Source organism: Kyrpidia tusciae DSM 2912, assembly GCF_000092905.1.
In the GTDB taxonomy this organism is placed as follows: Bacteria; Bacillota; Bacilli; order Kyrpidiales; family Kyrpidiaceae; genus Kyrpidia; species Kyrpidia tusciae.
On record NC_014098.1, the window covers coordinates 2,545,966 to 2,564,332 of the forward strand.

General features: G+C 59.2%; 18 protein-coding genes. 2 read left to right on the forward strand and 16 right to left on the reverse strand.

Annotated features, from left to right (window positions below; genetic code table 11):
• Positions 1 to 2: 2 nt before the first annotated feature.
• The 13 genes from BTUS_RS12640 to pstB form a co-directional block, all read right to left on the reverse strand.
• Positions 3 to 380: a hypothetical protein gene (locus BTUS_RS12640; protein WP_013076463.1), complete on the reverse strand. Its 378-nt coding sequence runs from the start codon at positions 378 to 380 to the stop codon at positions 3 to 5.
• A complete protein-coding gene (locus BTUS_RS12645) occupies positions 367 to 1,614 on the reverse strand; it encodes a tetratricopeptide repeat protein (protein ID WP_013076464.1) in 1,248 nt (415 codons plus the stop codon). The genes BTUS_RS12640 and BTUS_RS12645 overlap by 14 nt, the downstream gene beginning before the upstream one ends.
• A gap of 34 nt (positions 1,615 to 1,648) precedes the next feature.
• A complete protein-coding gene (locus BTUS_RS12650) occupies positions 1,649 to 1,951 on the reverse strand; it encodes a hypothetical protein (RefSeq protein WP_013076465.1) in 303 nt (100 codons plus the stop codon).
• Positions 1,941 to 2,408: a hydrogenase maturation protease gene (locus tag BTUS_RS12655; RefSeq protein WP_013076466.1), complete on the reverse strand. Its 468-nt coding sequence runs from the start codon at positions 2,406 to 2,408 to the stop codon at positions 1,941 to 1,943. The genes BTUS_RS12650 and BTUS_RS12655 overlap by 11 nt, the downstream gene beginning before the upstream one ends.
• A 13-nt stretch (positions 2,409 to 2,421) precedes the next feature.
• The gene (locus tag BTUS_RS12660; RefSeq protein ID WP_052300632.1) at positions 2,422 to 4,095 is read right to left on the reverse strand and encodes a nickel-dependent hydrogenase large subunit; all 1,674 of its coding nucleotides are present in this window, start codon (positions 4,093 to 4,095) and stop codon (positions 2,422 to 2,424) included.
• A 79-nt stretch (positions 4,096 to 4,174) separates the two neighbouring features.
• Complete coding sequence (locus BTUS_RS12665; RefSeq protein ID WP_013076468.1) at positions 4,175 to 5,146, reverse strand: NADH-quinone oxidoreductase subunit B family protein; 972 nt, start codon at positions 5,144 to 5,146, stop codon at positions 4,175 to 4,177.
• Positions 5,147 to 5,317: 171 nt separating this feature from the next.
• Complete coding sequence (hypB, locus tag BTUS_RS12670) at positions 5,318 to 5,998, reverse strand: hydrogenase nickel incorporation protein HypB (RefSeq protein ID WP_013076469.1); 681 nt, start codon at positions 5,996 to 5,998, stop codon at positions 5,318 to 5,320.
• Positions 5,916 to 6,356, reverse strand: a complete 441-nt coding sequence (gene hypA, locus BTUS_RS12675) for a hydrogenase maturation nickel metallochaperone HypA (RefSeq protein ID WP_052300633.1) — start codon at positions 6,354 to 6,356, stop codon at positions 5,916 to 5,918. The genes hypB and hypA overlap by 83 nt, the downstream gene beginning before the upstream one ends.
• On the reverse strand, positions 6,349 to 6,882 hold the full coding sequence (locus BTUS_RS12680; protein ID WP_245543310.1) for a DUF1641 domain-containing protein: 534 nt from the start codon (positions 6,880 to 6,882) through the stop codon (positions 6,349 to 6,351). Before BTUS_RS12680 ends, hypA begins: the two co-directional genes overlap by 8 nt.
• 361 nt (positions 6,883 to 7,243) lie before the next feature.
• A complete protein-coding gene (gene pstA / locus BTUS_RS12685) occupies positions 7,244 to 8,077 on the reverse strand; it encodes a phosphate ABC transporter permease PstA (protein WP_218917968.1) in 834 nt (277 codons plus the stop codon).
• A gap of 14 nt (positions 8,078 to 8,091) precedes the next feature.
• Positions 8,092 to 9,027, reverse strand: coding sequence for a phosphate ABC transporter permease subunit PstC (gene pstC, locus BTUS_RS12690; RefSeq protein WP_013076472.1), 936 nt, complete (start codon positions 9,025 to 9,027; stop codon positions 8,092 to 8,094).
• A gap of 29 nt (positions 9,028 to 9,056) precedes the next feature.
• Positions 9,057 to 9,716: a phosphate signaling complex protein PhoU gene (gene phoU / locus BTUS_RS12695; RefSeq protein WP_013076473.1), complete on the reverse strand. Its 660-nt coding sequence runs from the start codon at positions 9,714 to 9,716 to the stop codon at positions 9,057 to 9,059.
• 15 nt (positions 9,717 to 9,731) lie between these two features.
• Positions 9,732 to 10,508, reverse strand: coding sequence for a phosphate ABC transporter ATP-binding protein PstB (pstB, locus tag BTUS_RS12700; RefSeq protein WP_013076474.1), 777 nt, complete (start codon positions 10,506 to 10,508; stop codon positions 9,732 to 9,734).
• A 211-nt stretch (positions 10,509 to 10,719) separates the two neighbouring features.
• Here pstB and BTUS_RS12705 point away from each other — a divergent pair, with 211 nt between their 5' ends.
• Positions 10,720 to 11,451, forward strand: coding sequence for a response regulator transcription factor (locus BTUS_RS12705; protein WP_013076475.1), 732 nt, complete (start codon positions 10,720 to 10,722; stop codon positions 11,449 to 11,451).
• Positions 11,452 to 11,499: 48 nt separating this feature from the next.
• Here the strand turns inward: BTUS_RS12705 and BTUS_RS12710 are convergent, their stop codons facing one another.
• The 3 genes from BTUS_RS12710 to BTUS_RS12720 form a co-directional block, all read right to left on the reverse strand.
• Positions 11,500 to 13,950: a methyl-accepting chemotaxis protein gene (locus BTUS_RS12710; protein ID WP_013076476.1), complete on the reverse strand. Its 2,451-nt coding sequence runs from the start codon at positions 13,948 to 13,950 to the stop codon at positions 11,500 to 11,502.
• Positions 13,951 to 13,990: 40 nt separating this feature from the next.
• Positions 13,991 to 15,100: a phosphate ABC transporter substrate-binding protein PstS gene (gene pstS, locus BTUS_RS12715; protein WP_013076477.1), complete on the reverse strand. Its 1,110-nt coding sequence runs from the start codon at positions 15,098 to 15,100 to the stop codon at positions 13,991 to 13,993.
• A gap of 300 nt (positions 15,101 to 15,400) precedes the next feature.
• Complete coding sequence (locus tag BTUS_RS12720) at positions 15,401 to 16,783, reverse strand: zinc ribbon domain-containing protein (RefSeq protein ID WP_013076478.1); 1,383 nt, start codon at positions 16,781 to 16,783, stop codon at positions 15,401 to 15,403.
• A 306-nt stretch (positions 16,784 to 17,089) separates the two neighbouring features.
• Here BTUS_RS12720 and BTUS_RS17010 point away from each other — a divergent pair, with 306 nt between their 5' ends.
• Positions 17,090 to 18,097 carry a mechanosensitive ion channel family protein gene (locus BTUS_RS17010; protein ID WP_013076479.1) on the forward strand — a complete coding sequence of 336 codons (1,008 nt, stop codon included), beginning with the start codon at positions 17,090 to 17,092 and terminating at the stop codon, positions 18,095 to 18,097.
• The last annotated feature ends 270 nt before the right edge of the window (positions 18,098 to 18,367 follow it).

Genomic DNA, 18,367 nt, shown 5'->3' on the forward strand with positions numbered 1-18,367 from the left:
CCTCAGTCACCTCCGAAGACCAGGGTCCGCTCCAACGCCTCTTCCGTTTTCTGCAGCAACAATGCTCCGAACGCTGTCTTTGCCGCGCGTTGCACCATCTCGCCGATCGTCGTCGGCTCCGAATCAACACCCCCGGCCTCCCAGCGGCGGTTGGCGAAAGCTTGGAGAATGAGACACGATCCGGCCGGCGTGTCGAGCAGACTGTCCCGGAAAAACGCGTCGACAAACTCCCCCACCCAGATGCCTTCCCCCTGGGGATCGGACCGCAATCGGCTCAGTGCGTGGACCGCGCCCCCGTTTCGTTGAACAATGCGCTCGGCAAACTGATCCACGGCCATCGCCAACAGGACATCAAGATATTGCCGCTCATGGGGCTCCACGGCGCACCTCCCCTTTTTCGGCCGCTGCATCGCCCTCCGATTGTTGACGTAGGCGCCGGATCTCCTGGAGAATGCCGTCCACCGCCCCGGCCGCATCCTCTTCCCCATGTTCCAGGAAGCGTCGGCGGGCTTCTTCCAACCGCGGAACCGCTCGAGAGAAAGCTCCCAGGTGGGCCAGCGCGTTCCCCTGGTTCGCCAGGATCCGGGCATATCCCACCGGGTCGTCCTCCTCCCGGCGCACCTCCATCACCTCTTCGTACAGAGCCACCGCTTCCCAAAGATTCGCTTCGGGATGGGAGGTGGACACATGCTGTAAGGCGTTCGCCAAATTCATGGTGGCACTCGCCCAAAGATCCGGATGGGTGTCCTTTTGAAAGATCCGCAGCGCCTCCCGCAATCCCTGGACGGCGAGCGCGGCGCGCAAACGCGATCCGCGGTCCGTGGACGGCATCGCCAGATACGCCAGGGCCAAATTCATGTGGACCATGGCATACGCATCGGGGTGGCTCTCCCGCCGGAACACCTTGAGCGCCTCGTGATAACATTCCATCGCTTTCATCAAAAAACCCTTGCGGCCGTCCGCCCGCTCCTGATACGCCGTTCCCAGTTGAAACCACAATTCCGCCCGCACTTCGCCGAATGCCGTCCCTTCCATCAGGTCGAGCGCCTTCCGGTAGGCGGCGATGACCGCCTCCTCGTCATCTCCCCGCATCTGCTTGGAGGCGGCCCATTCGGTATAAAGACGGGCGGCAAAAACCGGGGAAACCCCCTCCGCCGCCTCCGCCGCAGCCTGAAGCCGCTCCAACCCCGCCTCCCAACTTCCGCGATGAATGGCGTAGTACCCCTGGGCGGCTGAGACAAACGCGCGAATTTCCCCGTCCGCCTCAGGGAGTTTCGGCGGCTCCGGGCACAGGCCCATCTGCCAGGCCACCGCATCCAACAACAGTACATAATCGCCCGCCAGTCGTTCCCTGGCCCATCCGTAAACGTCCGCCTCCGGCTGCAGGATGAAGCGATTGTAGATCCCTTCGGGACCTTCCGGCACAGCTTGCAGGATGGTTTCGACGCTGGCCCCGCTCACACCGAGAGAGAAAAACTCCCACTCCTCCGGCCACCGTTCCGGAAGATACCCTCGCAAAAGTGCGGGCATCAACGTTTGGGCTTCCGGAACGGGGGGCAACATCAAGAAACCCGCCGTTCCGGGAAAAACGCCAATCGCCTGCGGACGTAACATGTTCTCCCCCCTTTGCCGCCGCCACACGCCGGCTCTACGGTTTCGCCGCGGGCCTGGGGAGCCCGAGCGGGATGCGCAGGGCGGCCCGCTCGCCATCCCACGACGCCTCGCGCATTCCCGGCTCAACCCCTTCGGGCAACAGCTCTTCGACGAAAAGACTGCGATCCCCCCGGGCGTTGCGCCACTTCAACAACAGCCCGCCGGCGCCCGGGTGGCTGACCGGCATCAGCCACAGTTCTCCGCCGCGCACCAAGGCGATGGCGGTTCCCGTCGGGAACCGCGTCGCCTCTTCGGCGGAAAGATACACATATCCGGTCGGGGTAATCTCAACCTTCACGGTTTTCGCCTCCCAAGCGCCGAATCAGATCCGCCGCCACTCGCTCCATCGCCGTTTCCACCGCCGGAGAGAGACCCACACCCGGCTCCAGCGTTTCCGCTTCAATGAGCACAACCGTGACTTTTTCCGGGAATCGATCTTTCAGCAGCCAACGGCCGAAAGCAATGGCGTGATCCCAGCGAAAATCGTGTAGGTTCACCGCCGTCAGAGGAGGCGTTTCCACCTCCTCGCCGGGGATCTCGAAAACGGTGCCCGGCGCAGCCCCCGTCTTGCAGGCATCGACCAAGATCAATTCTCGAGCGTCTCCGATCTGAAAAGCCACATCCATACCGGCGGTACCGCCGTCGGCGAGCCGAACGCCGGGAGGCGGCCCCAAATCCCAGATCTTCCGCACCAACAGAGGGCCCACTCCATCGTCGCTCCGAAGTAAGTTGCCACAACCGATGACGAGCGTCACCCTCTCCATCACCTCACGCTTTTCGCACGTAAACAGCGCCGGATGCCCCGGGGGCTACAGAAACCGGCCCCACCTCATAGCGTGCCAACTGTTTGTGCGTTTTGGCATCGTAAGCGTGAACCGTGCACACGAGGCAGGAATCGTAACTTTGGGCGATATTGGCCAATTCCACCGGATCATCGGGGTCGTTCACCGGAGTGCCGATCATCGCCGTCTCGATCGGTCCACGATTGCCGTGGCGATCTCTCGGGCCGATATTCCAGGCCGTCGGTGTGATGACCTGGTAGTTTTCAATTTTGCCGTCCTTGATCTCAATCCAGTCGGCCAACGCGCCGCGCGCCGCCTCCGTCGCCCCGAATCCTCGCCCTTCCGGCAATTCCTGCGGTTTGATATAAAACTTCTCATTCAGATCGATCTGCCGCAGCCAGTCCCGCACGCGCAGGTAGTATTTTGCCGATTCATGCATGCGCGCCAAAACCCGCACCATGACGCTGGGTCCAATCTCCTTTACGATGTCCAAAAACAGCGGATCGTAGTCTTGCCACGACTGAGCCCCCGGGCGGCCCGCCACCACCTGGCGCGCCAGCGGACCCGCTTCCAGCGAGACCTCTCCTACCCCGGGCAAATCGTACCGGGGCGCTTTCGCCCACGTGTATTTGCCCTCCGATTGTGCCGCCACCGGATCGAGCGGCTCCGTCAGCCCTTCGAACGGATGGAGCGACGCTCCGCCGCGGAAGAACGAGTGGGTATGATCCTCCCGAATTCTATTCTGATCAAAGTCGTGGAAATTCTCCCCGTCGTATACCCCGGAACGGGCAATCAGCGCATCGTTGCGCCCCTCAATGCTCGGGTAGCGGTATTTTTCCGGATTGAAGAAGCTCCCGGCCGCCAGATACCGCCCCGGACCGCCGCCGATCTTGTCGAGACCCACATCCATGCTGTACCGGATAAACAAGCCCAGGTCCGAATCGCGATGTTCCGGTTTCTCATCCAACCAGTTGAGGACGTCCTTCCACGTCTTGTTCTCCAACCACCGCTCCAGCGAACACCCCAGCCACACCTTCTCCAGCCAGGCTTCCCGATAATATTCCAGGATGGAGATGGAACGCGTGACGTCCGAAAGCGTCGGTCCGCACATCACACCCCCGGGAACCATGAAGCTCGAATGCGGCCATTGACCCCCGAAAATGGCATAAATCTCCACCGGCTTGCTCGACACCGCCACTCCGGCCTCGTAGCTCGTGCCTTCAAAGGGCGCCCAGCGGCGAACGACCTCGTCGTACAGCTTGGAGGAAGCATACTTTCTGTGGGTCAAGCCGATGGCAAAAAGGGCATAAAACCACCTTGGAATGCTCTGCAGCGTTTCCGATGCCTGGGCGATATTGCGAACGAGGGTTGCATTGGGCGGGACCTCGGTGTGCCACGCCGTATCCAGGGCATACACCGCTTTGGTGAGGTGGCTCCCTCCGCAGATGCCGCAGATCCGCGGCGTCACGATGAGCCCCGCCTGGGGATCCTTGCCCTTGAGGATAATTTCAAAACCCCGGAACATGGTGGCTTCGGTCCAGGCATCCACCACCACGCCGTCCTCAATCGCCACCCTGACGTCCAGATCTCCTTCCACACGCCCCAGCGCGTGAACTTTGGTTTCCATCTTCCTGCCCGCCTGGGTCATGGATTTGCTCATATCGATTCACCCCGCTTGAAATGGCTCAATCAATCGACGCCGTCGTCCCTCCGGGTTTAAAAAGCCGAACACAACCTCATCACGGCACAAACATGTCTTCTTTGGCCCATTTCGGCGCCGCGGCCCGGGCCACCGCCGCATGAACGGAATAGCTGAGCGGATCGGTGCCCTGAGGCACTTCCTTGGGGATGGCTCCCAGCACCTTTTGCGTCTTAAAGACCGTTCCCGGAGCCAAATCAAAGAACGGAAATTGCGGTTCCGTACACCCCACGCAGGGCATTCCGGCCCGCGTTTTGGACGATTGCCGGTTCCAAAGAATGCGGTTGCACGGGGAATGCGTCAGCGGCCCCCTGCAGCCCTGCTCATAAAACAGGCAACCTTTTCGCGTGCCCTGACCGAATTCCTCCACGGGTTCTTTCCATTCGAAATATTGCACGCGGGTGCATCCCGTCTGGGTAAAGGTCTTAAAGAATGTTTGGGGACGTTGCAACTCATCCAACATGACGTCCTCCGCCCGCCCGGTGGCGACGGCGACGAGGATTTGAGTGACCCAATCGGGGTGGGCCGGACAACCGGGGATGTTGATGACCGGCAGCCCCGCCTTGGAGCGGAAATCCGCTCCGAGAAAACCGCCTTTCTCCCCCTTGAGATATTGCAATCCAACGGATTCACTGGGATTGGGCTTGGTCGCCGGAATCCCGCCCCAACAGGCGCAGTCGCCGATGGCCACCACGTACTGGGCCATGTGGGCGAGTTCCCAAACCCAATCTTTCTTCGGGCGATCCATAAACATGTCGTAGTGGCCGGTGCCGTTGGGACCCTGGATGACTGTTCCTTCAAACACGAATATATCTAACGGAATTGCTCCAGCAAGTACACTATCAAGCATCTGATGAACTTGATTGCCGAATTCCATGGAAAGGGAATGATGATACAACAGACGGATGCCAAAATCGGTCACCAAATCCACAGCCGTGGGTTCTTCGGCATTTAAAAAGGATTGCGTGTTCCCATTGCATGCACCGCCGTGCATCCAAAGCACGTTGGCCATCTCTCTCCCCACCTCCAACAAGGTTCAGGACGATACACTGGACAGCACTGTGACACAAATCGGCACAAGCGTTCACCGCCCCTCCGACACCCGAGAAGACCTGTTCCCTCTACACACGATGGTACGGCTCGACTCGAGAACACCACCGAGCGAAATCACGGTATGGATCGATTAACGATGCGTGATCTCCCTTTTCTGAATAGACGCCTTTCCGGACTCCAAGTGCGCAAGCCAAGAGGACAGTCCCTCCCCAGTCCGAGCGGACACCTCAAACACCTGTATCCCGGGCCTGGCTTGATGCAACCCTTCATAAAAACGATCCCGCTGAAATCCAACCGCTTCAGCCAAATCGATCTTCGTAACGACGGCAACATCGGCACTGTTGACAATCGTCGGATATTTCAACGGCTTGTCTTCTCCCTCTGTGACAGAAAAGAGGACTGCACGCTGATGCTCTCCCAGATCATAACTCGCCGGGCATACGAGATTGCCGACATTCTCTATAAAGAGAAAATCGAGTTCGGCCAGATTCCACCCGTCAAGCGCTCGGCTGATCATATCCGCCTCGAGATGGCAAACCGTTCCGGTGGTGATCTGACGCACCAATGCCCCGCTCTCTCGCAAACGCTCCGCATCATTTTCCGTAGCCAAGTCTCCGACTAACGCCGCCACGCGATAACGTTCGCCGAGGCGGAGGAGCGTTTCTCTGAGCAACGCTGTCTTCCCGGTCCCCGGGCTGGACACCAAGTTCACCACATAAACGCCGGCTTCACGAAAACGCTCGCGTAGTTCCCCCGCCAACAGATCGTTCTTCTTGAGCACGTTCTGCCTGATCTCGACAATCCGAGGCATCCTTTCCATCTCCCTCCTCTCCCTCCAAACTATAAAGCTCCACCTCTCTCCCATGCAACAGTTCCGCGGTCCGCGTTCCGCAAACTGGACAACGCATGGGTAATGGCTCCGGCAGTGTGCGCTCTTCTTGGCATTGGGGACAGTAGACAACCACCGGAACGTCTTCGATGATCAGTTCGGCCCCCTCCATTGGGGTATCCTGCACCACGACGTCGAAGCAAAACTGAAGGGCTTCTTTGACAATACCGGAGAGCACACCCAGCCTTAAATAAACCGCCCGCAGCCGCCGTACGCCCAGTTTTTCCGCTTCTTCCAGGGCCAGTTCCGCCAGGCTGTGAGCGATGGAAAGCTCATGCATGATTGAACTCCCGGGACAGGTTTCGAGCGAAGTTAATAACAAAGTTCAAAGCAGGTTGCACTTCGGGATCTCCGAGAGCGCGCATCAGTCCAACAAGTCCGACCCTTTTGGGTCCACCTTTTGAGACATCCTCGGAGGCCTGGATCATCGCCCGAGCCATCTTTCCGACCACGCGGATTGAACGAACATCCATCACGTCGGACCCAGTCAAAGACATCACCTGGGGTGAATCGAGAAACTCTTGAATACGCCGAGCCGCATACAGCACATTCTGCCAACGCATAGTTCCCTTTGCATCCGCAAAACTCTGCCGGGCCAGGACCACCATGTCATTGATCGAGTCGGCCAGCTCCGGGCCTCGGCGCAAAAAATCTTCTAGCACGTCAAGCAAAAACACCACTTGATCCAACTTATCGAGAAGTCGAGTCAGTTGGTCGATAGTATGTGGATCTGCCAGACGCTCCGTCAACATCTGATCGGGAAAGACTTCAGCAACTCCCCCTTGACCGCTTTCCCCCATGCTCATCCCTCCTTCCCCTACAGGGCGCCGCCAACAAAGCTTTGTTGATCGCCACCCCTCTGGGTATATTCCGTATTTAATGGTTATACTATCACAACAGGCGGCCAATGTAATATAAAAAATAAATTATAAGATTCATAACAAATGCATATAGAAGCCGTCTCGAAACCGTGCGTGAGCGACCTGCAACCCGCACCGGCAAACCTTCTCAGCGCCCAACATTTTTTTGGACTACACACGCGGGCTGAGGGCTGACGGTCGAGTCGACATGCTTGGACATAGGCCGCATCTGAGCTCACCGCTCCTCGCCGCACGGTACTTTCCTCAGTCGTCATGTACCACGGGCCGCCGCGGCTTGTCCCCCACCCTATCGCCCAACGCCCATCCGGTCTCTCAAAGCCACCCGGGCTACGATGTTGATCACCAGCACGATCAACACTAGCGTCAAGGCCCCGGTCCAGGCCTGCTGCTGCCAGTCCGGATAGGGCGAAATCGCGTACACGAACACTTGAAGTGGCACGGCGGCAATGGGTTTGAAGATACTCGACGGCCAGAATCCGCTGCCGAAGGCGGTTACAATCAGCGGCGCCGTCTCCCCCATCACCCGGGCCACTGCCAGCATCACGCCGGTCAAAATTCCCCTCCTGGCCGCGGGCATGACCACCCGCCACACCGTCTGTGCCCAGTTCGCCCCGAGGGCCAGCGACCCCTCCCGCAGCGCCACCGGCACCATGCGCAGCATCTGCTCCGTGCTTCGCGCCACGGTGGGCATCATGAGCACCGCCAGAGCAAGTCCTCCGGACAGGGCCGAAAACCCCTGCATGGGTACCACGACGATACTATAGATGAATAGCCCCACCACGATGGAAGGAGCCCCGGAAAGCATGTCCGCCACCCAGCGCACCAAATCCCCCAGGCGCCCCCTCCCCCACTCCGACAGAAAAATGCCCGCCCCAATTCCCAGGGGCACGCTGACCAATGACGCAATGGCCACCAGGATGAGCGAGCCGAGAATGGCGTTGCCCATACCTCCCCCGGGTACCCCCGTGGGGGCGGGGATATTGGTGAAAAATGTCCACGACAACCCCGGCAACCCGTGCCCGAGTACGTAAAACAACACGTGAAACAGAGGTATGACCGCCAGAATGACCATCAGGGCGCTGATGATTGCGGCCAGGACATTGGCCACCTTTCGTCGCAAGTGCCTCCCCACCTTCAAACCTCCCTTCCGGCCCTCGCCATCAGCCTGACCACCAGCCAACGGGACAACAGGCTAAACAGGGCCGTCACGATAAAGAGCGTAAACCCGATCTCCGAAAGAGCCGACAGATAGAGGTGTGATGTGGCCTCGGTGAACTCGTTGGCGATGACGCTCGCCATACTGTGACCCGGTGCAAACAGAGAAGCGGACACCTCCGGACGGTTGCCGATCACCATCGTCACCGCCATCGTCTCCCCGAGAGCCCTTCCGAGCCCCAACATTAAGGCGCCGATGATCCCCGGCCATGAGTACGGCAACACCGTGGAACGAATCATCTCCCAATGGGTGGCACCCAGGGCCAGTGCCCCCTCTTTGATCGCCGAGGGGACCACGGCCATGATATCCCGGGAAAGGGAGGTTACCGTCGGCAGGATCATGATCGCGAGGATAAACCCGGCCGTCAGCAGCCCCACCCCGTAGGGCGTCCCCTGAAACAAGGGCAAGAATCCCAGGTGCGCCCCGAGCCAAGGCTCCACGCTGGTGCGCATCCACGGCGCAATGGCAAAAATCCCCCATAATCCGTATACAACGCTCGGAATTGCCGCCAAAAGCTCAATGATAAAGCCCACTACCGATGACAGCCATCCCTTGAGGTACTGGGTCAGAAATATCGCCGATCCGATGCCCACGAAAATCACCAAAATCAGGGCGATCAATGATGTAACCACGGTGCCGTAAACAAAGGGCAGCGCCCCGAATTCATTGTTGACCGGGTCCCACTGCCGCCCGATAAAAAAGCCCAGTCCAAACTCGCGGAACGAAGGCATCGCCTGGATCGCCAGCAACACCACGAGAGCTGCTGCCGTCAAGAGCAAAAGGATCGCCATAGCCGACACGCCGACCCGAAACAACGTGTCGGCTTGGCGCGACAAGAACCGCAGTCGTCCCACCGCTCGACATCCTTTCCTTTAGCGTCCCATCACAGGTTGAGGTCTCGACGCTCTCCCGTCACCATGTAGATGGTCCATTCCCCGATGTTCGTGATGTGGTCCGCCACCCGCTCTAAGCTCTGGGCCACAAACAGGAGTTGGGTTGCTTGGCGAATCGTAGAGGGATCTTCGATCATCAAAACCAGGAGTTCTCGAAAAATCTGGCTATACAGGTGATCCACATCGTCATCCCGGTCGGCCAACGTCTGGGCGAGTTCGGCATCCCGGTCCACAAAGGCCCGGAGGCCGATACCCAACATCTCTTGGGCGATCTCCCCCAGGCGCGGAATGTCGATCAAGGGCTTGATCAACGTCTCCCCGGACAATTTCAGCGCCGTCCGGGCAATGTCGACCGCGTGGTCCCCCATCCGCTCCAGATCGGTGACCATTTTCAGCACCGTCCCGATGGTCCGAAGGTCCCCGGCCATCGGTTGCTGCAGGGCAATGAGGCGCAAACAGCGGTTTTCGATCTCCACCTGCATGTCGTCCAATTGGTCATCCCGTTCGATCACCTGCTCCGCCAAAGGCTGGTTCAGCTCTTTTAAGGCGGTTACACTATCGCGCACGGCCTGGCTGACCAGCCCGCCCATCGCCAAAAGACTCTGCTCCAGGGACTCCAACTCTTCGTGAAACCCGCTGCGCGTATCCACCACGGTCGCCTCCTTTCAGCCGAAGCGGCCGGTGATGTAGTCCTCCGTGCGTTTATCCTGGGGTTTTGTGAACAATTCGTCCGTGCGATTCACCTCCACCAGTTCACCATTCAGGAAAAACGCCGTGTAGTCCGACACCCGGGCCGCCTGCTGCATATTATGGGTTACGATCACAATAGTATAACTCTCTTTTAGTTCTGTAATCAATTCTTCAATTCGAAGAGTCGAAATGGGGTCCAGGGCGGACGTCGGCTCGTCCATGAGCACCACTTCCGGTTCCACCGCCAAAAGTCTCGCAATGCACAGTCGTTGCTGCTGACCCCCGGAAAGGCCCAGGGCCGGCTCGTGGAGTCGATCTTTGATCTCGTCCCAAAGGGCCGCCCGGCGCAGGGAACGCTCCACAATCTCGTCCAGCTTCTTCTTGCTCCGGGTACCGTGGATGCGCGGCCCGTAAGCCACATTGTCGTACACCGACATCGGAAACGGGTTTGGACGCTGAAACACCATCCCCACCCGCTTTCGCAAATCCACCACATCAATGCGCGGCCCGTAGATATCTATCCCGTCGATTCGCACCGTTCCGGTGATACGCACCCCGGCAATCAGGTCGTTCATTCGATTCAACGTGCGGAGAAACGTCGATTTTCCGCACCCGGACGGGCCGATCAGGGCCGTGATCGCCCTCCGGTGGACGCCCATCGATACATTGAACAACGCTTGCGCCGATCCATAGAACAGATTCAATTGTTCCACATCGATTTTGACTTCACCCGCAGCCGGCAAGGCGTCCATGACCATTCCTCCCCGCGCCGCCACCTACCGTGCACAGCCGGCGGCACACTGCTTTTAGTCTATCGAACAAACGTAAATAGATCATGAACCGAATGTGAACCTTGGGTAAATACAATTTTACAGACCATCTATACAAATCTCACAACGAGACAACATAAAACTATTACAATAAGAAGACACAAGCACGTTTCGTTCTGGGAGGCTGGCCGAGGTGGAGCGAATCCTGGTGGTCGATGACGAAGAAGCGATCCTCGCGGTCCTGCAGTTTCATCTTGAAAAAGCCGGATATGTGGCCGAAACCGCAACCCACCCCGAAGAGGTGTTTCAGCGCCTCCGGGAGGGGGAGCCGGTGGACCTCATTATTCTGGATCATATGCTTCCAGACATGAGTGGATTGGACATCTGTAAAATTCTCCGGCAAGAAGGAATCACGATCCCGATTATTTTTCTGACCGCCCTGGACGACGAAGTGGAGCGGGTCCTGTGCTTGGAGATGGGCGCCGACGACTACATCACCAAACCCTTTCGCCCCCGGGAACTGGCGGCCCGGATTCGGGCCGTCCTCCGAAGGTACCAACTGTCCGGCAACGGGGAGCAGCGCACTGCGGACGTGCTCCACGCGGGACCGGTCATCATTGATTTGGCCAAACATACCGTGACCGTATTCGGGCAGGATGTTTCCCTGACCTTAAAAGAGTTTCAACTGTTGCACCATCTTGCTGAACACGCCGACAAAGTGGTCACCCGGGACACCCTCCTCGATCATATCTGGGGATTTAAATACACCGGCGACACCCGGGTGGTGGATGTGCACATCAGCCACTTGAGAAACAAGATCGAACCGAACCCCGCTTCCCCCCAATTGATCAAAACGGTCCGCGGGGTCGGTTACAAGTTGATCACCGGGAGGGCGGTGCCGGGAAATGACCCGGCGGATGAATGAGCGGCGGATCTCCTTCCACGCCGGCTCCGGGCACCGGGCACTCGCCGGTTAGGTTCTAGCCACGAGCTCACCAGGCTCCTCAACCGGGATAGACCCTCCCGTGCCCGGCTCGGGCACCTCGATCTCTGCGGAGGAGACTTCCCGAGTGGCCGCCGTATTCTCCCCCACCCCGGAGTCCGGCTCAGACCCCGTTTGTTGCGCATTCTCGGAATCCGGGGGAGATGCGGACGGTATCGATGAGGACGTGTTCTGCAATCCCCAAAACGAGATCACGTCGAGTAAGGACACGCCGAGGCCTTCCAGATTTTTCATCTCCTGTTGCAAGAGATGGAACAAGTGGTGTTGCTCCCCGAACCCCGACGACAACTCCTGGGTGGCCGCCGACGTCTCCCGAGCGACCTCCAGCACCCCCCGCATGTTCTCCACCATGGACTCCCGGGCGACGGCCATCTGCGTCTGGACGCCGGCCATCTCTTCGATCCGGGTCGCCACCCCGCCGAGAGCCGCCACCACCTCGTCAAACGCCCTCTTGGCGCGTCCGGCCGTCTCCACCCCTTGAACCAGGCCCCGACGGCTTTCCTCCATCGCCTGGCGGGCTTCGGCAGCATCCTCCCCGACCTGCGCCGCTCGCCGCTGAATTTGGGCGGCATTCTCCCGGCTCTGTTCCGCGAGACTTCTGATCTCCTCCGCCACTACCGCAAATCCCCGACCCCCGTCCCCGGCCCGGGCGGCCTCGATCCCGGCATTGAGCGCCAGGAGCTCGGTCCGGCGCGCCAACTTGCTCACCATCTCCACCGCCTCGGAGATGACCACACTGTGGTCGGCCAGGCGGCCCACACGGGCTCTGGCCTCTTCCATCTTTGCAACGAGACTTTGCCAGCTCCTCTCCCAGGCCTCCATGGTCGCCCGAGCATCCTGTGCCACGCCCCGGCCTTCGACGGACTGTTTCACCACCCCGCGAAACTGCGCCTCCCAGCCGGCCAAAAGCTGGGCCAGCACCTCCAGTTCCTCCCGAGCCCGGGCCACCTGCTCCGCCTGATGAGCCGCACCCGCGGCAATCTGTTCCGTCGACAAGGAAAGGCTGACCGCCACCTCCTCGGCCGTGGAGGTACTGCCTCTCGCCCGACCAATTCCTGTACCCAGAGTGTGGGCCGCCTCCCGAAGGCGCGCGGATACCTGAGTCAACTTTTCCACCATCACCAGATATCCCCTGGCGAGGTCTCCTACCTCATCCTTTCGCAGAGCTGTCCGCTTCATTCTCGTTCTCTCCATGTCAGAGAGACGCAACTCCCCCCGGGCCACCCGGCGGATCCCCCGGGCGGCCAGCTGAATCGGCCGAGCCAACCCTCCGGCGGTCAAGGCGCTGAGCACCATCGAAATCACCAAGAGCACCGCGGTGGAAACGAGCAACGTCCGCTCCAGCACCGCGGCCCCCTGGGTCAGGTCCGAGACCGGCCCGCCAGCCGCAATGACCCAGCCCCAGTCGGGAACCGTATCATAGGCCGCAAAATGCGCTTCAACCCCTTCCCCCGGCGCAGCCCACTGATATTCCATCGTTCCGCGACCGGTCTGCACCATCTTTTGCAACCATGAACCATCGCCGGGGGGCATGGGCATGCCGCTGGGCGGGACCGCGAATGTCGGGGCCTGACCGCCTGTGGCCCCATCGCCCGCCTTCAGCGCAAAAGCATATCCCCGGGAACCGATATGTACACTCCGGATATGATCGGCCAGCCGGTCCATATACGGTTGCAGGGCGACCTCAATACCGATGGCGCCCACCACGTTCCCTCGATCATCGGCCAAGGGCATGTCGTATACTTGATACAGCCGCCCTTGAATCATGACGACTCCGGAGTAGTAGGCCCCTTGTCTGAGAGACTGAAGTTCCTGGGGGGACAGGGGCGCCTCTCCCAACACCCGTCCCTGGCCGTCCTTTAACGAGGTGAGCGTTCGGACGAAAGAATCCCCCCGACGCACCGCGATGCTCACATCCGTACCCGTAAACTGGGTGAGCTGGGCCAAGAACTGTTCATTTCCGCTTACTTTTTGGTTGCCGAAGTAAAGGCCGTCATCCCGGGCCGCCGGGGCTCCCTCATCGGCCCGGAGGCGCGAGATCAAAAAACTGGCTTGCTGATACCCCTGATTCGCCCTTTGTACCGCCACGTCTTGAAGTTCTTTCCCCGACTGCACCAAGAGCCCCACAATCTGTGTGGTCTCCTCCGCCGCTCTATGCTGGGCCTCCTGTTTGACCAAGATGACCGAGAGAACGCCCAAGCATCCCAGTGCAACCAACAGCAAAAGACCTGTCACTGCAGACAGCCGCCAGCGTAGCGACGAAAACCCCTTACCCCATTTCACCCCGACCACCCCGCGCCAAAAGATGACGTCCACGTCACAGCGAAGGAACTTTCGGATCGAACGGTGTTCACCGTCAAAAAAACGGCGGACGAACGAGAACGTCCTCCCGCCCGTCCGCCGCACGATCCGCTTAGGCACCGATCACCGCTGCCGAAACCCTGCCTCAGGCGTCCGATCGTTATTGCAACACCGGCTGGCCGCTTGCCGTAATTTGCTTCAACAGCCCCACCGCCATCTCCTGCACATTTTGCGGCAGGGGAGCGTACTGAATGGTGGTCGCCAACTTCTGGCCGTCGGTCACCACGTACTTCATCACGTCCAACAAAGTCTTGGCTTTGTTGGCGTCTTTCTGGTCTTTCCAGAGCAGCACCCAGGAGTACCCGGCGATGGGGTAACTGCCGTCTCCCGGCGCGTTCACGATGGAGAAGTTATCCGCGCTGACGTTCGGGAACTGGGAGGCCGCCGCGGTGACCGATTCCAAGGTTGGAGCCACGTATTTGCCCGCCTTGTTCTGCAGGGCCACATAACTCATCTTGGTCTCCAGCGCATAAGCCAACTCCACGTATCCGAAAGCACCGGTGGTCTGCTTGATCTGGCCGGCCACGCCTTCGTTCCCCTTCGCGCCCAGGCCGCCAGGCCACTGAACCGATTTACCTTTGCCAATCGAGGACTTCCACTCCGGGCTCACGGCGCTCAGATAGTCGGTCACGATGTAGTTCGTGCCGCTGCCGTCCGACCGATGAACCGTGGTGATCGGGGTGTCGGGCAACTTGACGTCTGGATTCAACGATTGGATCGCGGGATCATTCCAGTTTTTGATCTTGCCGAGGAAAATCTTCGCCACAACATCCGGGGTCATCTTGAGTTGCTGGGTGACCTCCGGCAAATTGTACGCCAGGGCCACACCGCCCAAAGCCACCGGGATCTGCACCACATCGCCACCCGCCGCTTTGGCTTTGGCGTATTCATCTTTGTTGAGCGGCACGTCAGTGGCGCCAAAATCAACCAACTGTTTCGTGAACTGCTCGATTCCGGCTCCGCTGCCCACAGACTGATAATTCACTTCGACATTGGGATGAGTATTCTTGTATTCCGCAAAGGCCTTGGAAAAATACGGGAAGTCAAAGGACGATCCAGCACCAGTCAATTGGACCTTGGCCTGATTCGACTGGCCGCCACCGGTTTGATTAGTGTTGCCCGGGGTGGCACTGCTTCCGCACCCGGCCAACAAAGTGGCCGTGAGAGCAAGAACCCCAAAGGGCTTCCAAACCCGTTTCACAATTTGCATGCTGTGCGCTCCTCCTTATTATCATTTCGTCCCCAAGTATAGCGGCCCGATCTAAACGCAACATGAACGCATTTTAAAACTTATGTAAAGATCGGGCCGAATGTGAATCCTCCCCCCACTGAAGTGGTGGGCATCCATCCATAGGCGCGGGAGAAGCCTCGGCATCCGGCAGCGGGGCTGCCGCCCAGGCTTTCCTGACCCCTTAGGCTGGACGGGTTCCTGGATTCCCGGACACCTGCCGGGAACGTCGTCCCGCAGGCGACCCCTCCCTTTCGGGAGTCGCAGGCTTTCGCAATGTGGTTAGGCGCTCTTTTGTTGCAACCGCTTTTCCTCCCGGATGAACCAGGCCATGCCGATGTTGATGGCGGCATTCACGTGGCTGTTGTGAACGGTGCCGCAGTTCCTGCACGCCAAGATGTTGCCGGCCCTCGAAGTCTCCAGCGAGCCGCACAGCGAACACCGGGCGCTGGTATCCTTCGGAGAGATAAGAGCAACCAGAATTCCCCGTGCCTTTGCTTTGTACGTGGTGTATTTCATCACCCTCCGGTGCAGCCAGTAACCGATCCTCTGCCTCATCCTGGCCGAACCGTGCTTGTTCCTGTCCGGCCTGAAGTGCTTCAAGTTCTCGAACACAATGACCCGAGCATCCCACTCCATCGCAAGGTCCACCAGGCGTTTGCTTACATGGTGGGCGTAATTGTCGTTTGCCGCGTGAACCTTGCGCCAGAGCTTTTTGCAGGGCCGGTGACCCTTCGGGACGATCCCCAGGCCGCTCACGTTCCGGGCAATGAGCCCCAGCAGGTGGTGGACATCCGTCGTGTTACACGCCGTCAGGCCGATGTGCCTGACTTTGTGAACCGTACCGTCCTTCCCCACCAAGGCGCACACCGCCCGGTTCTTGCGGCCCAGGTTCAGGTCCACGGCCAGCACCTTCGGCCTCTTGGACCGGTAGTAGTCGGTGAACTTCATTACGTTGGACTTTTTCTCGAAAGCGGTCACCAGGTGGAAGATACCCTCTCTTTCATAAACGGTGGGCACCGTCATCTCCCACGAATCATCCAGATGGAGCTTCCTTGAATGACGGGTGGGTTCCACTTCCACGGTGATGAACCGCCAGTCGCTCCCGTCCCAGACTTTTAGCTGAATCGTGTTGGCCTTGAGCGAAAGATTCTTGAAGTCGCCTTTGTAAAAGGTGATGCCCACGTTGCCCGCCGCCGGATACTTCGGCGGGTGTTCGTCGAAAGGGATTGGTTTTTTGCCTTCGGCAACACGACTTTCGTTTCTGTTCTGTATCCTTTCTTTTTTTCTGAGCCACCGCTGGTAGTTGGAATGCCAGCTCTTCGCCATGCCGATCGCCTTGGCGATAATCACCCGGCGCAGATATGCCGGAAACTTCGGCCAAACGGCGTCGATCGGGTAAGGCGGGTTGGGATTGCCACCGAATGGTTTCCCGGTTTTCCTGTTCATTCGCGGTTCTGTCCGAACCGTCAGTCTTTCCAGCGCCCTTGTGCCGGAATTCCTGTCCCACCCGGGCAGTTTGTCGAGATTGTCATGGATCACGTCCAGGTAAAACCCCAAGACGGCCCGATAGATTTCTTCCGTCCGTCGGATCATCTCCGGAGAACCGGTGATAAATCTCCCAATACGCTGTTTGGTCGAGATTATGTTTTTGACCACTGGCATTCTCTTCACCTGCCACGGTTTTATTGTACCATTGAAGGAGATTACAAGGATTTGGCCGCCTTGACTCCCCATTAAAATGGGGAGGATCCGGCGGCTGGTTTCTCAAAAAAAGCCGGGAATCACCGATAGGACAGGTGCGTTTCTGTGCGTAAATCGAGGCCCGGACCCTCTTCCACCGGTGGAGTTCCTTGTGGTTTTTGAGAATCCCCGCGCCGATTTGCTAGAATAGACCCGTGCCCTTCCGGGCATCCACCCGTTCGACCGCTGTACGGCACCCTTCGGGGGAGAGAGAGGAGGTCCTGATCGATGCCCCTCGATTCTCAGGAAAAATCTAGATTCCCTTGGAAACAGACCCTGGTCGCCTTTTTTCTCCTGATCCTTTTGGCCGTCCTGCTGGAACTGGGGTCAGACTTCGTCACCAGCCGACTCGCCAAGGAATACCGCACCGTTTTTGCCACGGGGATGGCAGTCTTGTGGGTTGTCATCGGTTTTCTCCTGGTCAACCGAATGCGGCACATCCTCATGAGCATCGTCTATCACACGCCCCGACACGCCAGCATGTGGAACCTCGGGGTCAACGTCCTGACGGGATTTGCGTACTTATTCGTGGCGGTGTTCAGCCTCCGCATGGCCAACACCTCGGTCAGCAGTCTCCTGGTCAGCGGCGCGGTGACCGGCGTCATCGTCGGAATCGCCGCCCAGTCCACCTTGGCCAATATTTTGGCGGGCCTCGTGATCATGACCTTGAGACCTTATACGCTCGGCCAGCGCATCACCTGCCGTTCCTGGATGTTCTCCGGCACAGAGTACACCGGTGTCGTCGAGGAGTTGAACCTGTTTTATACCGTTCTCCGGGATGGGGAGATCACCCGGGTTCTTCCGAATTCTACCACCGTGGTGGCCGCCGTCACGATTCACTCCGAAGACACCGCCTACAGCACCTTCACCCTCGGGCTCCCGTATCATTGTCCCCTGTCCGCCGCCCGGGAAAAACTTCGGACCCTGGCCGGGCCAGAAACAGACCTTTGGGTAGACTCCTTCGGTGAGAAAGCGGTCCAGTGCCGCGCCCGCATCCCCGCCGGCGACCCCGACGCGTTGCGGCGTCTTATGGTATGGGCCGAAACTTTTTCGCGAGATGCAGGGGCTGCGGAACGTGAAGACCTGCAGCTTGGCGTCCAATCCAGCGGTACCGGAGAGCGCGAAAAAAGTCTGTCAAAGGATCTATCCCCCGATGGTGACGGGATACAAGCTCCGGACCCGGCCCGGCCACGGAGTCTTAACTCCCCTGGAAACCGAGGGCTCGACGAATCATGACGTTCCGACAGTTTCTTCTGCGAGCGGCCCTTTTGGCGGCAGGTTGGATCCTGATCCTCGCCCCGGCCACCGGGAGCCGGGATGTCTTCGATACGCCGTCTCGAACCTTGCTCATGGCCCTTTTGTTGGGCGCAGCGAGCTCCCTCTTATGGTTTGCCCTCAAAAGGTCGGTCAAAAAACGCCGGCGCCGCAGACGACACAAAAAGAACCCGGTCAGACGCGGAAAGAAAACAGGCACTCGAACCACCAAAAGCCGGCGGTAGAGCAGTA

What these genes read in the sequence shown, in the direction of transcription:
- BTUS_RS12645 (WP_013076464.1), bottom strand. Translation starts at nt 1,614, where the DNA reads ATGTTACGTCCGCAGGCGATTGGCGTTTTTCCCGGAACGGCGGGTTTC.
- BTUS_RS12660 (WP_052300632.1), bottom strand. Translation starts at nt 4,095, where the DNA reads ATGAGCAAATCCATGACCCAGGCGGGCAGGAAGATGGAAACCAAAGTT.
- BTUS_RS12665 (WP_013076468.1), bottom strand. Translation starts at nt 5,146, where the DNA reads ATGGCCAACGTGCTTTGGATGCACGGCGGTGCATGCAATGGGAACACG.
- hypB (WP_013076469.1), bottom strand. Translation starts at nt 5,998, where the DNA reads ATGCCTCGGATTGTCGAGATCAGGCAGAACGTGCTCAAGAAGAACGAT.
- hypA (WP_052300633.1), bottom strand. Translation starts at nt 6,356, where the DNA reads ATGCATGAGCTTTCCATCGCTCACAGCCTGGCGGAACTGGCCCTGGAA.
- BTUS_RS12680 (WP_245543310.1), bottom strand. Translation starts at nt 6,882, where the DNA reads ATGAGCATGGGGGAAAGCGGTCAAGGGGGAGTTGCTGAAGTCTTTCCC.
- pstB (WP_013076474.1), bottom strand. Translation starts at nt 10,508, where the DNA reads ATGGACGCCTTGCCGGCTGCGGGTGAAGTCAAAATCGATGTGGAACAA.
- pstS (WP_013076477.1), bottom strand. Translation starts at nt 15,100, where the DNA reads ATGCAAATTGTGAAACGGGTTTGGAAGCCCTTTGGGGTTCTTGCTCTC.
- BTUS_RS12720 (WP_013076478.1), bottom strand. Translation starts at nt 16,783, where the DNA reads ATGCCAGTGGTCAAAAACATAATCTCGACCAAACAGCGTATTGGGAGA.
- BTUS_RS17010 (WP_013076479.1), top strand. Translation starts at nt 17,090, where the DNA reads ATGCCCCTCGATTCTCAGGAAAAATCTAGATTCCCTTGGAAACAGACC.